Origin of the sequence: Streptomyces sp. MBT65 (assembly GCF_016612545.1) — a bacterium.
Classification (GTDB): Bacteria; Actinomycetota; Actinomycetes; order Streptomycetales; family Streptomycetaceae; genus Streptomyces.
Genome location: NZ_JAENRY010000034.1, coordinates 33,461 through 50,994 on the forward strand (window position 1 = coordinate 33,461; position 17,534 = coordinate 50,994).

The 17,534-nt window shown below is 72.0% G+C and carries 12 protein-coding genes; 5 read left to right on the forward strand and 7 right to left on the reverse strand.

Translation table 11 applies throughout. The features are described 5' to 3' along the window. Window positions 1-247 precede the first annotated feature (247 nt). Together JHN63_RS10455 and JHN63_RS10460 are read left to right on the forward strand one after the other, a co-directional pair. Window positions 248-1,411, forward strand: a complete 1,164-nt coding sequence (locus JHN63_RS10455) for an exonuclease SbcCD subunit D (RefSeq protein ID WP_200679049.1) — start codon at window positions 248-250, stop codon at window positions 1,409-1,411. Window positions 1,412-1,553: 142 nt separating this feature from the next. Beyond that, on the forward strand, window positions 1,554-4,544 hold the full coding sequence (locus JHN63_RS10460; RefSeq protein ID WP_200679051.1) for an AAA family ATPase: 2,991 nt from the start codon (window positions 1,554-1,556) through the stop codon (window positions 4,542-4,544). A gap of 20 nt (window positions 4,545-4,564) precedes the next feature. Here JHN63_RS10460 and JHN63_RS10465 read toward each other — a convergent pair whose 3' ends face one another. Further along, the gene (locus tag JHN63_RS10465) at window positions 4,565-5,011 is read right to left on the reverse strand and encodes an Lrp/AsnC family transcriptional regulator (protein ID WP_200679053.1); all 447 of its coding nucleotides are present in this window, start codon (window positions 5,009-5,011) and stop codon (window positions 4,565-4,567) included. Window positions 5,012-5,142: 131 nt separating this feature from the next. On the opposite strand from JHN63_RS10465, the gene JHN63_RS10470 reads away from it, so the two are divergent. Next, window positions 5,143-5,622 (forward strand): rhodanese-like domain-containing protein, encoded by a 480-nt coding sequence (locus JHN63_RS10470; protein ID WP_200679055.1) that lies wholly within the window; start codon window positions 5,143-5,145, stop codon window positions 5,620-5,622. Window positions 5,623-5,742: 120 nt separating this feature from the next. Next, window positions 5,743-6,261: an immunity 21 family protein gene (locus JHN63_RS10475; RefSeq protein WP_200679057.1), complete on the forward strand. Its 519-nt coding sequence runs from the start codon at window positions 5,743-5,745 to the stop codon at window positions 6,259-6,261. Between the two features lie 227 nt (window positions 6,262-6,488). On the opposite strand, the gene JHN63_RS10480 is transcribed toward JHN63_RS10475, so the two are convergent. Beyond that, a complete protein-coding gene (locus JHN63_RS10480; RefSeq protein ID WP_200679059.1) occupies window positions 6,489-8,180 on the reverse strand; it encodes a DUF885 domain-containing protein in 1,692 nt (563 codons plus the stop codon). 33 nt (window positions 8,181-8,213) lie between these two features. Further along, window positions 8,214-8,708 (reverse strand): Lrp/AsnC family transcriptional regulator, encoded by a 495-nt coding sequence (locus JHN63_RS10485; protein ID WP_200679061.1) that lies wholly within the window; start codon window positions 8,706-8,708, stop codon window positions 8,214-8,216. 60 nt (window positions 8,709-8,768) lie between these two features. Here JHN63_RS10485 and JHN63_RS10490 point away from each other — a divergent pair, with 60 nt between their 5' ends. Beyond that, complete coding sequence (locus tag JHN63_RS10490; RefSeq protein WP_200679063.1) at window positions 8,769-10,037, forward strand: PLP-dependent aspartate aminotransferase family protein; 1,269 nt, start codon at window positions 8,769-8,771, stop codon at window positions 10,035-10,037. Here the strand turns inward: JHN63_RS10490 and JHN63_RS10495 are convergent. From JHN63_RS10495 to JHN63_RS10510, 4 genes are all read right to left on the reverse strand, one after another. Beyond that, the gene (locus JHN63_RS10495; RefSeq protein WP_234476408.1) at window positions 10,006-11,487 is read right to left on the reverse strand and encodes a GNAT family N-acetyltransferase; all 1,482 of its coding nucleotides are present in this window, start codon (window positions 11,485-11,487) and stop codon (window positions 10,006-10,008) included. The genes JHN63_RS10490 and JHN63_RS10495 overlap by 32 nt on opposite strands. Window positions 11,488-11,619: 132 nt before the next feature. Continuing rightward, window positions 11,620-14,286 carry a DUF6493 family protein gene (locus tag JHN63_RS10500; protein ID WP_200679065.1) on the reverse strand — a complete coding sequence of 889 codons (2,667 nt, stop codon included), beginning with the start codon at window positions 14,284-14,286 and terminating at the stop codon, window positions 11,620-11,622. Beyond that, window positions 14,283-15,722 carry an SWIM zinc finger domain-containing protein gene (locus JHN63_RS10505; protein WP_234476409.1) on the reverse strand — a complete coding sequence of 480 codons (1,440 nt, stop codon included), beginning with the start codon at window positions 15,720-15,722 and terminating at the stop codon, window positions 14,283-14,285. Before JHN63_RS10505 ends, JHN63_RS10500 begins: the two co-directional genes overlap by 4 nt. A gap of 141 nt (window positions 15,723-15,863) precedes the next feature. Continuing rightward, window positions 15,864-17,447, reverse strand: coding sequence for an alkaline phosphatase (locus JHN63_RS10510; RefSeq protein ID WP_200679067.1), 1,584 nt, complete (start codon window positions 17,445-17,447; stop codon window positions 15,864-15,866). Between the last annotated feature and the right edge of the window lie 87 nt (window positions 17,448-17,534).

Sequence of the window (17,534 nt, forward strand, 5' to 3'; positions counted from 1 at the left end):
GTTTCGGACCGACCGCGGTGCTCGACTGGCATGGGAACCCTGTGTCTCTCGCGTGGTGCGTGTGACGTGAGATTAGCGCAGCACATGTGTGCGACAAGGGAGTTGAGGGTTTCCAGCGGCGGGGAGAACGGGATTCTCGTCAAGGCGGGAGGAAGGGTTATATTCCTGACATTCCGCCTGTCGGAGCACGGGCGACTGTGTGGCCGTGGTGAACCAGGGGGTCCACAGGCGCTAGCGTGGTGGCTCCATGAAACTGCTGCACACCTCCGACTGGCACCTGGGCCGGGCGTTCCACCGCGTGAACATGCTCGACGCCCAGGCCGACTTCGTGAGCCATCTCGTCACCACCGTGCGCGAGCGCGCCGTGGACGCGGTGGTCGTGTCGGGAGACGTGTACGACCGTGCCGTGCCGCCGCTGGCCGCCGTCGAGCTGTTCGACGACACCCTGCACCGGCTCGCCGACCTGGGCGTACCCACGGTGATGATCTCCGGGAACCACGACTCGGCCCGCCGCCTCGGCGTCGGCGCGGGACTGATCGACCGCGCGGGCATCCACCTGCGGACCGCGCCGTCAGCCTGCGGGACGCCCGTGGTGATTCCGGACGCGTTCGGCGACGTCGCCTTCTACGGGCTGCCGTATCTCGAACCCGCCCTGGTGAAGGCCGAGTTCGGGGTGGAGAAGGCCGGCCACGAGACGGTTCTCGCCGCCGCCATGGACCGCGTCCGCGCCGACCTCGCCACTCGCCCGCCCGGCACCCGTTCCGTGGTCCTCGCGCATGCCTTCGTCACCGGCGGCGAGGTCAGCGACAGCGAGCGGGACATCACCGTCGGCGGAGTCGCCGCCGTACCGGCCGGAGTCTTCGACGGCGTCGACTACGTGGCGCTCGGACACCTGCACGGCTCCCAGAAGATCACCGAACGCGTCCGCTACTCGGGCTCGCCCCTCCCGTACTCCTTCTCCGAGGCGGACCACCGCAAGAGCATGTGGCTCATCGACCTCGACGCCGCCGGAGCCGTCACCGCCGAGCGCCTCGACTGCCCGGTCCCTCGTGAACTGGCCCGGATCCGGGGCACGTTGGAGCATCTGCTCGACGATCCCGAGCTCACGCGGCACGAGGAGGCGTGGGTCGAGGCGACGCTCACCGACCCGGTGCGCCCGGCCGACCCGATGGCCCGGCTCACCGAGCGCTTCCCGCACACGCTCAGCCTCGTCTTCGACCCCGAGCGGACCGCCGACGACCCGGACGTGTCGTACGCCCGGCGCCTCGCGGGCCGCAACGACCGTGAGATCGCCGACGACTTCGTGGCCCATGTCCGCGGCGCCGGGCCCGACGAGGACGAACAGGCCGTGCTCCAGGAGGCGTTCGACACGGTGCGCGCGGACTCGGTCGTACGGGAGGTGGCGCCGTGAGCGCGCGACGGGGTGCGGTGCACGACGGGCGGCATGGTGTCGGCGGGGCGCGAGCCGTGGATGCGCGGCCAGGTGGGGTGGCGGTGGCCGGTCGGGTCGGCGTCGACCAGGCGCGGCGCGTGGAAGAAGGGGGCGGCGCCCGATGAGGCTGCATCGGCTCGACATCACCGCCTTCGGTCCCTTCGGCGGGTCCCAGACCGTCGACTTCGACGAACTGTCCTCCGCCGGGCTCTTCCTCCTGCACGGTCCCACCGGCGCCGGCAAGACCTCCGTCCTCGACGCCGTGTGCTACGCGCTCTACGGCTCCGTACCCGGCGTCCGGCAGTCCGGCCAGGGGATCACCCTCCGCAGCGACCACGCGGAGGCCGGCACCCGCACCGAGATCCGACTCGAACTGACCGTCGCCGGGCGGCGGTTGGAGCTCACCCGACAGCCGCCCTGGTCGCGCCCCAAGAAGCGCGGCACCGGCAGCACCCTGGACAAGGCACAGAGCTGGCTGCGCGAGTACGACGCGGGCGCCGCCACCTGGAAGGACCTCAGCCGCTCGCACCAGGAGATCGGCGAGGAGATCACCCAGCTCCTCGGGATGAGCCGGGAGCAGTTCTGTCAGGTCGTGCTGCTGCCCCAGGGCGAGTTCGCGCGGTTCCTGCGCTCCGACGCCGAGGCGCGCGGCAAGCTGCTCGGCCGGCTCTTCGACACCCACCGCTTCGCCGAGGTGGAGAAGCGGCTCGCCGAGCGGCGCCGGGCCACCGAGTCCCAAGTCCGCGAGGGCGACGCCGAGTTGCTCGCCGACGCGCACCGTATGCAGCAGGCGGCCGGTGACGCCATGGAGCTGCCCGACCTCGCCCCGGGCGAACCCGGCCTCGCCGACGCGGTGTTGAGCGCGGCGGCCGTCGCCCGCAGCACCGCACGCGAACAACTCGCCGTCGCCCACAGCCGCCTCGCCGCCGCCGAGTCCGCCCAGGCCGCCGCCGACCGCGAGCTGGCCGACGTACGCGAACTGGCGCGGCTGCAACAGCGGTTCGCGCAGGCGCGGGAGCGGGCCGCGCTCATGGCGGAGCGGGCCGACGGCTACCAAGAGGCGCAGGCGCGGATGGAGCGGGCCCGGAAGGCGGAGGCCGTGGCGCCGGCCCTCGACCTGCGGGACGCCGCCGACACCGAGCACCGGGAAGCCGCCCGGGCCGAGGTGCGCGCGCGGGAGCTGCTGCCGGACACCTTCGCGGACGCCGGCGCGGCCGGACTCGCCGCCGCCGCCCGCCGGGCCGCCGAGGAGCTGGGCGGACTCGAGTCGGCCCGCCGCGCCGAACAACGGCTCACCGAACTCGGCGTGGAACGCGCCGAGTTGGAGCGGCAGGAGCGCGAAGACGAGGACGTACGACAGGAGGCCGAGGCCTGGCTCGCCGAGTGGGACACGACCCGCGCGGGACTTCAGGCACGGATCGAGTCGGCGCAGGAGGCCACCACCCGGGCCGAACAACTCGGCGCCCGGCGCGAACCCGCCGAGCGGCGGCTCGGGGCGGCCCGGCAGCGGGACCAGTTCGCCGGTGACACGGAGGACACCCAGCGGCAGGTGCTGCTCCTGGCCGACCGTGCCCTGACGGCTCGCGCCCACTGGCTCGACCTCAAGGAACAGCGCCTGAGCGGTATCGCCGCCGAACTCGCCGCCCACCTCACCGACGGCGAACCCTGCGCCGTCTGCGGAGCCACCGAACACCCCGCCCCCGCCCGCAAAACCGCCGGGCACGTCGACCGCGCGGCGGAGGAACAGGCCCTCACCGCCCACCAGCGCGCCGAGGAACAGCGCACCGAGGCCGAGCGCCGCCTGGGCGTCGTACGCGAAGCCCTCGCCGCCGCCACCGCCGAGGCGGGTGACGCGCCGACCGGTCAACTCTCCGACGAGGTGGCGGAGTTGGAGCGGCTCTACGAGCAGGCGCGGCGGGACGCGTCCTGGTTGCACCCCGTTACCGAGGAGCTGCGCCGGGCCGAGCAGGAGCACGTCCGACGGACCGAGACCCAGCAGCAGGCCGCGGTCCGAGCCGCTTCCCGTACGAGCCTCCGTGACAGCCTGGAACGCGAACAGGTCTCCCTGGAAGGGGAGTTGACGCACTCCCGAGGCACCGCCGACAGTGTGGCCGCGCGTGCCGCCCAGTTGGAGCGGCAGGCCGCGCTGCTCACCGACGCCGCCGACGCCGTCCGCATCGCAGAGGACACCGCGCAGCGCCTCAAGGACGCCGACGCCCGGCTCGCCGACGCCGCCTTCCGCGCCGGGTTCGACACCCCGCAGGCCGCTGCCGCCGCCCTCCTCGACGACACCGCCCATCGCGAACTCCAACGGCGCCTGGACGCCTGGCAGTCGGAGGAGGCCGCCGTACAGGCGGTGTTGGCGGAGGCCGACACGGCGGCAGCCGCGCAACAGGCCCCCGCCGACCTCGATCTGGCTGAGCGGACTGCGACCGCGGCTGTTCAGCGGACGCGTGACGCGGCCTCCGCGTCCGACGCGGCGGCCCAGCGCTGTGCCCAACTCGACCGGCTCTCCGCCCGATCCGCCGCCGGGGCGCGTCAACTGGCGCCGCTGCGCGAGGAGTACGACCGGGTGGCCCGCCTCGCCGCCCTCACCGCGGGCACCTCCGCCGACAACGAACGCCGGATGCGCCTGGAGTCGTATGTCCTCGCCGCGAGGCTGGAACAGGTGGCCGCGGCGGCGACCGTACGGTTGCAGCGGATGTCGTCCGGCCGTTACACCCTCGTCCACTCCGACGACCGGGCCGGGCGCGGCCGTAGCGGACTCGGGTTGCATGTCGTCGACGCGTGGACCGGGCGGGAGCGGGACACGGCGACGCTGTCCGGCGGAGAGACGTTCTTCGCCTCGCTCGCTCTCGCGCTCGGGCTCGCGGACGTGGTGACCGACGAGGCCGGCGGGGTCCGGCTCGACACCCTCTTCATCGACGAGGGCTTCGGCAGCCTCGACGAGCAGACCCTCGACGAGGTCCTCGACGTCCTCGACTCCCTGCGCGAACGGGACCGCAGCGTCGGCATCGTCAGCCATGTCGCCGATCTGCGGCGACGCATCCACGCGCAGTTGGAGGTCGTGAAGGGGCGGGCGGGGTCGGCCGTACGGCAGCGGGGACAGTGAGGCCGGTGGGGCCCGTGAAATCAGTGGCCCAGCGGTCGGCGGGGGAGCGGTGAGGAGTAGACGACGCTGGTGGTGACCGATCCCAGGGCGCCGATCTTCCCCGACACCTCCTCCAGGTGGCGCATCGAACGGGCCGCGACCTTGATCATGAAGCAGTCGTCGCCCGTGATGTGATGCGCCTCCAGGATCTCCGGCGTCACCGCGACCAGGTCGTGGAAGGGCTTGTAGTTGCCGTTCGGATAACGCAGCCGCACGAACGCCAGGATCGGCAGGCCCAGCCGCTCGGGATCCACGACCGCCGAGTACCCCTGGATCACGCCCGCCTCCTCCAGCCGCCGCACCCGCTCGGTGACCGCGCTCGCGGACATCGACACGGCACGTGCCAGCTCGGCGAAACTGGCCCGGCCCTCGCGCTGGAGGACGTCGAGGATGTGCCAGTCGGTGGCGTCCGGGGAATAGTCGGTCATCCCTGATGAATAGCAGGGGAATCCCCGGTCGATCAAGCGGTATGGCGGGGATCGTCCCTTTGGGGAGCGGGGCGGCGGCCGTAGATTTCTGGCCGTAGGGCATCCCGCACCACCTTGTGAAAGGCCGGACCATGAGCAGCATCACCGCCGTCAACCCTGTCCTGCGGGTGGCCCCCGCCGCGCCCACGGCAGCCGCCGCCCACTTCCGTGTGAGCCTCGCCTTCCACGCCGACGTCTCCGACGTGGCCGCCGCGCTCGCGGTCGGCGGTGACCCCGGTTTCGTCGTCCTCGACTCGCGGTCCACCGAGTCCTGGGACCAGGGGCACATTCCCGGGGCGGTCCACCTCCCCACCGCGCTCGTCCCCGAACAGGCCGAGGCTCTCCTCGACAAGTCCGTGCCGGTCGTGACGTATTGCTGGGGCCCGGGCTGCAACGGCGCCACTCGTGCCGCCCTCGCGCTCGCCGAACTCGGTTACCAGGTAAAGGAGATGCTCGGCGGATTCGAGTACTGGGCGCGTGAGGGCTTCGAGTTCGAGACGTGGGAAGGGCGTGAGCGACGTGCGACCGATTCGTTGACGGCACCGGTCGCGGCGGGGGACTGCGGCTGCTGACTCCTGGACGCGACCCGTCAACTCAACGCCCACGCGGGGGAGTTCGAGTGTCGGCCGCCTGGACACGCGGGTCTCCCGAACCACGAACATGTGGGACAGCTGTGCGTGTAGGTTCGGCCCATGGCGCGATACGCGGAGCCGGGAACGGCGGTGCAGTGGGTGGAGTCGGGCGGTGGGCCGCTCATAGCGGTGCCGGAGACGGTGTTGCCGTTCTGGACGGGAGCCGACGGTGATGAGCTGGCCTCGGACTACGACCGGGCGTGCGAGGTCGGTGGATACGCCGGCCTGCTGCCGGTGGGCGACAGCGCGGCGCTGGTCCTGGGCGACGACCCCGCGTCGACCGCCTTCCTGCCGGAACACGGCGCGTTCGTCCGCTGGTGCGCCGCGAACTCCGAGGACGAGGCACTGGCCGGCGTTCCCGCCGCGCTAGCCTGCGCGTCCTGGGAGAGCGAGGTGGAGTGGCACGTACCCGCACCACTCGTCCTGTTCGACTCGGCCTGGCCCGGCCGGGACTCGGAAGGCACGGAACACCTGAAGGTCGACCTGGAACCGGGCCGTTACGCGGTCCGCGCGGGGCAGGCGCAACCGGGTCCGGAGACGTGGCTCGGACTCGTTCAATTGCGACGGCTTTCCGGTTGAGGGCCTGACGGGTCGGGGACAGGGCGTCGGCACGCGGTGGCGGTCGCGTGCCGCAACTGTCCTGCGGTGCAAGGGACTTCAGCACCGGCGGCGGATACAGCCGGTGGTTCTGTCCCGGAACTGCCGGGCGACTTAAGGGGCTTCGCCCCCGCCCCCACACGCAAACGGCGGCCGGGTCCCGAACTTCCGGACCCGGCCGCCGACATGGCACCTGCGTCAGGTGTGTGTCACAGCTGCGACAGCTCGTCCACCAGGTCGTCCAACCCCAGCGAACCCTGCGACAACGCGGCCATGTGCCAGGCCTTCAGGTCGAAGGTGTCGCCGTGCCGACGGCGGGCGTTCTCCCGGCCCAACAGCCAGGCCCGTTGGCCCAGTTTGTAGCCGATGGCCTGGCCGGGGATCGTGAGGTAGCGGGTCAGTTCGCTCTCCACGAAGTCCGCCGGGCGACTGCTGTGCGCGCCGAAGAACTCCTGCGCCAGCTCCGGCGTCCACCGCTCACCGGGGTGGAAGGGCGAGTCCGCCGGAATCTCCATCTCCAGGTGCATGCCGATGTCGACGATGACCCGGGTGGCCCGCATCATCTGCGCGTCGAGGTAGCCGAGTCGCTGCTCCGCGCCCTCCAAGTAGCCCAGTTCGTCCATCAGTTGCTCCGCGTACAGCGCCCAGCCCTCGGCGTTGGCGCTGACCCCGCCCACCGTGGCCTGGTACCGGGAGAGGTTCTCGGCGACGTGCGTCCACTGCGCGAGCTGGAGATGATGGCCGGGGACGCCCTCGTGGTACCAGGTCGAGACGAGGTCGTAGACCGGGAACCGGGTCTGTCCCATCGTCGGCAACCATGTGCGGCCCGGACGCGAGAAGTCCTCCGACGGCGGTGTGTAGTACGGCGCCGCCGCGCTGCCCGAAGGCGCGATGCGCGACTCCACCTTCCGTACCCGCTCGGCGAGTTCGAAGTGCGTGCCGTCCAGATTCTCGATCGCCTTGTCCATCAGGCCCTGCAACCACTCGCGGACCTCGTCGACACCCTCGATGTGCCGACCGTGCTCGTCGAGGTGCGCGAGCGCCACCCACGGTGTGCCGGCGCCGGGCAGGATCTTCTCGGCCTCCCGCTTCATCTCGGCGAGCAGCCGGTGGTACTCGGACCAGCCGTACGCGTACGCCTCGTCGAGATCGAGGTCCGTACCGTTGAAGTAGCGCGACAGCCGCGCGTACCGCTCGCGGCCCACCGTGTTCGGCGTGCCTTCGACGGTCGGCGCGTACACCTCGCGCATCCAGTCCCGCAGCTCCACCACGGCCGCGTCCGCCGTCCGGGCGGCCTCGTCCAGTTCGGCGCGCAGCGCCTCGGGGCCCGCCGAGGCGAAGTCCTCGAACCAGCCGCGCCCCGCGCCGCCCGTGTCCGACCATTCGGTGAGCTGGCCGATGAAGGTCGCCGTCGGGCGCGGACCCGCGAACAGCTTGCGGTCCAGGCCCAGTTGGAGGGACTCGCGGTAGCCAGCCAGCGCGGTCGGTACCGCACGCAACCGCTCCGCGATCGCCGCCCAGTCCTCGTCCGTCGCGTTCGGCGTCACCGTGAACACCTCGCGCACCGAGTGCGGGGGCGTGTGCAGGTTGCCGACGGCACGCAGGCTCTCCTCGGCCTCGTGCACGGCGAGTTCGGCGGTCAGCCGCTCGCGCAGCAGTCGCGCGCAACGGCGCTCGCTGTCACTGTCCGCGCCGGGCCGGCGCTCTGCCTCGTCGAGCTTCGCGAGGGTCGCCCGCTGAAGCTCCGCGAGTCGTTTCTGACCTGCGGGGGAGAGGTCGGGCAGCCTGCTCGAACTCTCCTTCACGCCGAGATACGTACCGGTGACCGGGTCGAGGGTGATGAGGTCGTCGACGTAGGCGTCGGCGACCTGCCGGGGCAGCGGAGTACTGGTCTGAGACATGGCGACCATCCTCATACGCCGAACTTCCCCCCGTCACCCCGATTCAGCTACGGGCGTGGCAAGCGGCAGCAAGGGCCCGCAGTCCCACTGCTGGAAGATCAACCGCGTCTCCACCCGGGCCACCTCGCGCCGTGATGTGAACTCGTCCAGGACCAGCCGCTGCAGATCGGCCATGTCCGCGACGGCCACATGGACGAGATAGTCGTCGGGCCCGGTCAGATGGAACACGGTCCGCGACTCCGGCAGAGCCCGGATCCGCTCCACGAACGGCCCCACCAACTCCCGTCGATGCGGCCTGACCTGCACCGACAGCAGCGCCTCCAGACCGCGCCCCAACTTGGCCGGATCGACCCGCAGTTGATGCCCGAGGATCACACCGGCCCGGCGCAGCCTCGCCACCCGGTCCAGACACGTCGACGGCGCGACCCCGACCTGCTCCGCGAGTTCGCGATACGTCGCCCGGGCGTCGTTCTGCAACAACCGCAGCAGATGGAGATCCACCGGATCGAGTACGACGGATTCGCTCATCGCCCGAACGTAACACGGTGTTCGCCGCCATCGCCCCGGTGATTGTTCACCCTTCCCTCCATGGACTCAGCGAGCCTGCACACCTCCCCGCCCCCGCGCGCCCTGGCCACCGAAGCCGTGCACGTCGGCCGTGACGACCTCGCCCGGCAGGGCCTGCACGCCCCGCCGATCGACCTGTCGACCACCTACCCGTCGTACGACAGCCGTGCCGAGGCCGCCCGCATCGACGCCTTCACGGCCACCGGTGCCGAACCGGACGGCCCGCCCGTCTACGGCCGTGTCGGCAATCCGACCGTCGCCCGCTTCGAGACCGCCCTCGCCCGCCTCGAAGGCACCGAGAGTGCGGTGGCGTTCGCCAGCGGCATGGCGGCCCTGACCGCGGTCCTGCTCGCACGGGCCGCGACGGGACTGCGGCACGTGGTGGCGGTACGACCCCTCTACGGCAGCAGCGACCATCTCCTCACCGCCGGGCTGCTCGGCACCGAGGTGACCTGGACCGACCCGGCCGGGATCGCCGACGCGCTGCGCCCGGACACCGGCCTGGTCATCGTCGAGTCCCCGGCCAACCCGACCCTGGCCGAACTCGATCTGCGGGCCGTCGCCCACTCCTGCGGCTCGGTCCCGCTCCTCGCCGACAACACCTTCGCCACCCCCGTCCTGCAACGCCCCGCCGAACACGGCGCGCGCCTGGTCCTGCACAGCGCCACCAAGTACCTCGGCGGGCACGGCGATGTGATGGGGGGTGTGGTGGCCTGCGACGAGGAGTCCGCCGGACTGCTGCGTCAGGTGCGCTTCATGACCGGCGGCGTACTCCATCCACTGGCCGGCTACCTGCTGCTGCGCGGCCTCGCGACCCTGCCGGTCCGGATGCGCGCTGCGTCCGCCACCGCCGCCGAACTGGCCCGCCGCCTCACCGCCGACCCGCGTGTCGCCCGCGTCCACTACCCGCGTATCGGCGGCGCGATGATCGCCTTCGAACCCCACGGCGATCCCCACGAGGTCATCGCCGGAGTCCGCCTCATCACCCCCGCGGTGAGCCTCGGAAGTGTGGACACCCTCATCCAACACCCGGCTTCGATCAGTCACCGGGTGGTGGACGAGGGGGACAGAAGGGGTGCGGGTGTGAGTGACGGTCTGCTGAGACTGTCGGTGGGACTTGAGGATGTCGAGGACCTCTGGGTGGACCTGGACGGCGCGCTGGCGCCGTCCACGGGCGCGGGGCTGTTTTCCTGTGCGGCTCCGCCGCGGCGCGCGGCCAGCCACAACACACCCGCACCCGCCAACGAGCCCGAACCGACTACGGCGCTTCGGCCCGCCCGAACTCCGTGACCTCCGCGGAACTCACCGCCGCCTCCAGCCGCGCCGTGACGACCAGCGTCCCCTCCTCGATCTGATAGTCGAGCGGCAACTCAAGCCCCCGCATCGCCGCGACCATCCCCGTGTTGGACGCCTGCGTCACGGCATACACGCTCTCGCATCCCGCCTCCACAGCCATCGCGACCAACCGCCGCAACAACTCGCTCCCGATTCCCCGCCGCTGCCAGTCGTCCTCGACCAGCAGCGCGACCTCCGTCTCGTCCCCGTCCCACAACAGATGCCCGAGTCCCACGATCCGCCCCGACGCCGTCTGCACGGCGAGCGTCCGCCCGAAACGCGGAGAGAGCAGGTGGTCCAGATAGCGGTCGGCGTCACCGACCGGCCCGTGATAGCGCATGCCCAGCGTCCGCGCCGAGCACCGCTCGTGCATCTCCCGCGCCGCGTCGAGATCACCGGTGTCCGCCCGCCGTACGGTGATCGCGTTGCCCTCGGGCAGCGTCAGTACGTCCTGGCTGCGCGGGATGCGCGGACCGAGCCGGGCGTCCAGCTCGACCAGTGCCCGCGCCCGGGCGAACTCGGTGGGCGTGAACGGCAGATACGGCCGCTCCACTGTGATCACTCCGCCTTCCGGCGCCCGCAGTCGCATGACCGTGTCCTCCAACGCCCCCTCCACCGGCACCGACTCCGGCTCGCGCCCCTTGCCCGCGGTGGTCGCGGGCAGCGAACGGATGGTGCACCGGCCCAGCAACTGCCTTAGGGCCAGCGGCAGTTCCGCCGCGTCCAGGGCCGTCCGCGTGGCCAGGCCCAGGACGCGGGTCGGCGCGTCCACCAGATCGTGCGCGTCGGCCCGCTCGATCCAGGTGCTCGAACCGCCGGCCGACGACACCACCCGCGTGATCTCGGAGGCCGCGACCTCACCCGGCGCCCGCAGCAGGAACTCGTCCACCGTGCCCTCGGCCAGCGGATGCGTCTGAAGGCTCAGGATGTCGACCTGCCGGCCGGCCAGTGCCGTGCACAACACCGCGAGCGATCCCGGCGCGTCCTGCACCGTCGTCCGCATCCGCCACAGAGCGGCCGGTTCGGCGACGGCGTCGGGTGTCGCGCCCGACTGCTCGGACTGGGACTGGGACGAGTACCCGGACGTGGACCCCGACAGTGGCTCCGATACGGAGGGCCCGGTCCGCCGCGTGGTCGCGACCGGCCGGGCACCGGTATCACTCGTCGGCGGCGCATGACCGTGGCGGCGTGACCACCACGTGTGGAACCCCGCCGTGGCGATCAGCGCCAGCGCGGAGATCGCCAGCAGCGCCGGGCCGCCGGGCCCGTGCCCCACCAGATTCGCCACGACGTCCGCCACCGCGACCGCCGTGAACAGCGCGGCCAGCTCCACCAGGTCCCGCCGCCAGTGGTGCACCGGACGCCCGTGCTTCGCGCGCGTCACATCAAACATGTCTCGACTCATGCATCCACTGTGAAGGAAGGGTGTTGCGTGATCACGAACGCTCTGTGACCTACCGGTAAAAGCGTGGTTCTGTACCTTTTGCCGTTCTTTTGGTGAGTGCGGTGAACCGGAGGTCAGCCCTGTCGCCCTACGTCATGCGGCCACCTCCGCCCCCAGCGCGGTGCGCAGCCGACGTGCCTGAGTGACCAGCCGGGAGGAGCCGCCCCGGTCCGCCGTCTGCGCCAGATACGGCAGTTCGCCCCGCGCCCCCGACCGCTCCGCGCACTCGGCGGCCACCGTGAGCAGGTCGCCGAGCGCCCGTGCATGGGCAGGCTTGGCGTCGCCGTCGAGGTCGGCGAGCAGCGCGCTCAGAGTGTGGCGGAGGATCCCCCAGATGGTCGCGTTCGCCCCGGTCGCGGCCCCGGTCCGCACCGACTCCGCGAGCCGCGACGGCTTCACCGCCCCGCTCAGGACCAGCTCCCCGAGATCCGCCCCCAGTCGGGCCGCGTCCAACTGTCCCCGCGCCGCGAGCACCAGCAACGCGTCCACGGCGGCGAGCCGACCCTCGGGGTGCCGCGCCCCGAGACCGTACGCCACACACAGGTGCGTGGCCTGGCCTGCCACGCCTTCGGACTCGGCCAGCAGCGGGAGGACGGCGGCCCCGCTCCGGGTGTCGTCCAGGGCGACGGATGACACGTCCCGCAGCAGCCGCGCCGCCACCAGTTCGCGACGCTCGGGGAGTATCGCTAGCCAGTGCCGCTGCATGTCCTGGTCCCAGTGGTAGCAGTAGTAGTGCCCGCCGTGGGCGGTCACCGGCCGGCCCAGCGCGCGGAACTCCGCCGGGAAGAAGTCCTCCTGCAGATCGAGCAGTTCACCCAGCTCCACGGCGACGCGCGCCCCGAACGTCCGGCGCCTGCTCAGGGGCAGGGCGGGACTCTCGGACATCAGCCAACGGGCGAGCCGGGTGCCCTCCGTCGTGCCGAGCGCCTGTGCCCGCCCGGCGGCAGCGGCCGCCGCCGCCCGGTCCTCGCGGCGCACCCGCAGCAGCGCCTGCGCGAAGTCGGCCGCCGCGACCCGCGCGCCCAGGTGCCCGTAGGTGTCCAGCCGGTCCACCAGCTCGTCCGGCTCCAGCAGGCCCGCGCCCCAACTCGGCGTCGACAGCAGGAACGGCAGCGGCTCCCCGCGGAGCCGGTACGCCACCTCCCACACCCGGGAGTCGAAGATCCGGGACAGCGAGCTGTGCCCGCACTCCCGGGACAGGTGGGTGTGCCGCGCCCCTTCGTGGAGCGTCACGGTGCGCACCTTGTCCTGGAGCGTGGCCAGCAGCAGATCGAGCGCGGACTCCACACTGCCGAAGGCGCGGTGCGTGCTGCTGAAGTGGTTGTCCGCGTGTTGGGCGTTCTCGGGATCGTCGGACTGCCACCACCGGCGCGCGACCACCGGCCCCAAGGCCTCCAGCAGACTCTCCCGATCCTCGTACGCATGACGTACGAGTCCGTCCAGCGCACGCTCGAACGTCGCCACGTCGCCCTGGGCCGCCAGCAACACCCCCAGTTCCTCGGCGAGTTCGACCGCCGACTCGGGTGCGGATGCGAGGCGTGTCCCCTCCGGTGCCGGCGGGAGCATCTCCTCGTAGGCGATCGCTGCCGCCGTCACGGGCGCGGCACCCAGCGTCCCGACCGCGCGTGCGCGCAGGGCGGGAATCAACTGGTCGGCCGCTGCGGCGAGTTCAGCCCGTACTTCGGGGGAGTCCACCTTCTTGAGATGCCGCTCGACCAGCTTCAGCGCCCGCTCCTGTACGTCCGCGTCCTCGTGCCCGAAGGCCTGCGCGAGGACGGGCAGCAGCTCTACTGCGGCCGACGCGTCCCGCGCCAGGACCTTCCCCAGCAGGACGAGCTGTGCCCGGACGAGCTTCTTCTCGGGCCGGAACAGCACCGCGTCCGACATCTCCGCCAGCCGGCGCGACGTCAACTCCCCGTCCAGGGCGAGCGACCCGAGCACGGACTGGGCGTGCGACGCCACCATGGACACCGCGTCCGAGGCCAGCGCCGTCCAGTCGGCGATCCGCTCCCGCTCCTCCTCACGGGTCAGGGCGAGGGCCTTCAGCACGCGCAGGAACACCCGGTTGTCGAGGGTCGTACCGCCCCGCAGCAGCCGGGCCACGCACGCGTCCACCGTCCGCTTCCGGTCCAGGACGTCTTCGGCGGTGAGCTGGGCGAGCACGTCGGCCCAGCTGTTCGGGCCCTCGGCCGAGGGCCACTCCATTGGGCTGCCGATGTCCTCCGTCTCGAAGAGCGCGGCCACCAGCTCCGCGACATGCGGATCCTTGCGCAGCCGGTCGAGCAGGGTGTCCCCGCGCTGCCACAGGTGACCGGTCTGCTCCACCCAGCCCCGCACATAAGCGTCCGTCGTCGGCACCGGGCAGCCCGAGAGCCGCACCAGACCGGCCATCAGCTCGTACGGCACACCGGCGGAGGCCGGGCGCCCGGCGAGGCGGTGCGTCACATCGGCGAGCCACGTCGTGTCGCGGTCGCCCAGGACGTGGAGCAGCAGCGCGGGGGACGACTGCGACCAGCGCATGTCGGTGGCGGCGATCCAGGTCGCCGCGGCTGCCGCGCCCGTCTCGCAGACGGTCCCGGCCGCGTGCAGGGCCGGATAGGCGCGGCGGGACGACCCCTCCCACGGTGCCTTGCGCAACTCCTTGCGGAGCGCCTTCAACTCCGGCTGGTACGCCCGCCGTTCGGCGTCGGTCAGCCCGTCGAGCAGTCCCAACGCGTCGGCCGTCCGGCCCGCCCGCACCATCTCCATCAGCGAACTCATCGCACACCCCCGTCGATCCGTACCGTGTTCTGATCCGTGTCCTGGTCCGCGCTCCGGACCATGTCCCGCTCCGCCGCGGTGCCCCGCCGCACCATCCGTACCGCCAGCGCGTGCTTGCACGGCCCGCGCCCGCCCCGGTACTTCGCCCACCACACGCAACTGCAACTCAGCACCCCCGCCTCGTCCCGCACCCGGTGCACATGGCCGTCCTCGGCGGTCACCGTCCCGAGCGCGCCTTCCAGGCTCACCGCCCCCGCCGCCACCAGCGCGCGGGCCGAGCGCAGCCGCGGATTGTGACGCTCCACGCGCTGTGCGTCGTAGGGCAGTTCACGGTGGAAGTAGGCCGCCTCCGCAGTGTCGTAGCCGACGCGTCCCGAGGTGCCCAGCCGGGTCAGCGCGGCCCGGACCCGCTCCGGGGTGAGCCCCGAGGAGGCGGCCATGTCGGCGACGTCGATACGGGGCTCCCAGGCCAGCAGCACGGAGATCAACTCCGCGTCCTCGCCCGCCTCGTCGGCGGTGAGCGCGTCGAGCACCCCGCCCTCGCCGGAGAATCCGCGCGAGGCGTCCGGCGACAGCGTGAGGGTGAGCCGCATGCCCGGCAGGACGGCCTCCCAGGCGCCGGCCGTGGCATCGGCGCCGATCACGGAAGGGCCGTAGATCCGCAGGGCGGTCGCATGGCGCAGGACCCGCTGGAGTGCGATCAGGCGCTCCGGGCCGGGGAGGCACACCGCGCCCGGGACGGGGCGGGTGGTCGGGCGCAGTCCGCGGCCCGCCGGTACGACCCAGCGGGGGCCGCTCGTGGTGCCGCGCGCCCCGCTCTTCGGGAGCGAGCGCAGGAACCGGACCGCCTCCGCCGCGGGCAGTTCGGCGCGCAGGTCGAAACCGGCCGCTATGACCTGGGCCTCCGCGAAGCCGCGCAGCCACCGGTCCGGCAGCGGCACCTTCTTCTCCACCACCGGGCCGTCCATCGTCGTCACGGCCAACTCCTCGGGGCCGACCCGGAGATGGAGCGGATCGTCCGTGCCGATCCGGGACAGGGCCTCACGCAGGGGGTTGTTGACGTCGACGTTCGTCGTGCCGTGTCCCACCTCGTCGCCGTCGAGTCCGGGGCCCAGGACGTCCAGTCGTGCGTACACCCCGCCGCAGCCCGAGAAGGACTCGAAGCGCAGCCGGTCGCCGCCCGCCGTGACCACCGGGTCGAGCGAGGCGGGCAGTTGGCGCTGGTAGTACCGCGTGGCCGCCACGTCGGCGACGGCCAGCAGCGCGGCCGAGGCCACCTGAGGAGACGTCAGGAAGCCCGCGAAGAAGCGCGGATGGTCGGTGACACCCGAAGGAGTCGCACCGCGTGAGGTCTCCAGCCCGAGGCGCCGGCCATCCGCCGCGGACTCCAGTGCGGAGGGTCGGGGATAGGTCACGGCCTGCAAAGATCGCGTCATGGAAAAACCGTAGAGGCCACCACTGACAATCGACCCTGACCTGCGAAAACGCTGTTTTCGCGGGAGAGTTGGGGCGCCGCGGAACGCACCGCGCACCGGGGGATGACGCCGGTGCGCGGTACAGGTCCGAGGGTAGTGGAGTTACTGGCCGACCCGTCCCGGCTGAAGGGTCTTGGTGAACAGCACGGTGCCGTCCGACTCCCGCAGACGGACCGTCAGCTCTCCGCTGTGGCCGTCGATGTCGACCTCGCCGAAGAACTGGTAGCCCTCGGCCGGCGACACGTTCGCCACGGTCGGCGCCTTCACGAACACCCGCTCCGGACCGAAGGTGTTGTCGAGTTCGCTGGCCGGGAAGGCACCCGCGTTCAGCGGACCGGAGACGAACTCCCAGAACGGCTCGAAGTCGGTGAACGCCGCCCGCGAGGGCTGGTAGTGCTGGGCGGAGGTGTGGTGCACGTCGGCCGTCAGCCACACGGTGCCGGTGATCCGCCGGTGCTTGATGTACCGCAGCAGCTCGGCGATCTGCAGTTCACGCCCGAGCGGCGCGCCCGGGTCGCCCTGCGCGACGGCCTCGATGTTCGCCTTGCCCTCGGTGGCGTCGGGCACGACCAGGCCGAGCGGCATGTCGGCGGCGATCACCTTCCACACCGCACGCGACCGCGACAACTCCCGCTTGAGCCACTCCAGTTGCTCGCTGCCAAGGATGCCCTGCGGGTCCACGGTCTGTTTGTCGGGCGAGTTGGCGTTGCGGTACGTCCGCATGTCCAGGACGAACACGTCGAGCAGCGGACCGTGCCGCATCACCCGCTGGACCCGGCCCTCCTTCGCGCCCGGCCGCAGCGTCGAGATCGGGAAGTACTCGCTGAACGCGCGCCGGGCGCGCACGGCCAGGGCGTCGACGCTCTTCTCCGTGTAGCGGGTGTCGGTGGCGGCGATCACCTCGCCCGGGTACCAGTTGTTGCGCACCTCGTGGTCGTCCCACTGGATGATCGAGGGCACCTGGGCGTTGAACCGCTTGAGGTTCTCGTCGAGCAGGTTGTAGCGGAAGTTGCCGCGGAACTCGGCCAGGGTCTCGGCGACCTTGGACTTCTCCTCCGTGGTGACGTTCCGGTACAGGCTGCCGTCGGGCAGGGCCTGGGTCGCCGTGATCGGGCCGTCGGCGTAGATGTTGTCGCCGCTGCACACGAAGAAGTCCGGGTCCAGCTCGGCCATCGCGTCGTAGATGCGGTAACCGCCGAGGTCCGGGTTGATGCCCCAGCCCTGGCCCGCCAGGTCACCGGACCACAGGAAGCGCACACCGCGCCGCCCGGTCGGCACCGTACGGAACGTGCCGGCGACCGGCTCGCCGGTGCGGCGCGGGTCGTCGGGGTCGGCGAGCAGCACCCGGTAGTGGATCTGCTGCCCCGAGGGCAGCCCGCGCAGCCGGGTGGTGCCGGTGAAGTCGGTGTCCGCGCCGAGCAGCGGGCCGTGCCAGCGGTGCGGGTTGCGGAACGACTCGGTGGCCGAGGTCTCCACGATCATCCGGGCCGGGCGGTCCGAACGGACCCACACCAGACCGGAGTCGGAGGTCACGTCCCCCGCCTGTACACCCCAGCCCGCCTTCGGACGCCCGGACAGGGCGAAGGCCGGCGCGGCCCCGAGGGCGGCGGGCACGGTCAGGGCCGCCGACGCGGCCAGGGTGCCGCGCAGGACGCTGCGGCGGGCGGGGAACGGGCGATGCGACATGGGGTTGCGCCTCCACGGACGGGATGCGGTCAGGGTGCACCGCCACAACTACTGGTGCGCCGCAGCGCGCACGGAAACCACGGGTGA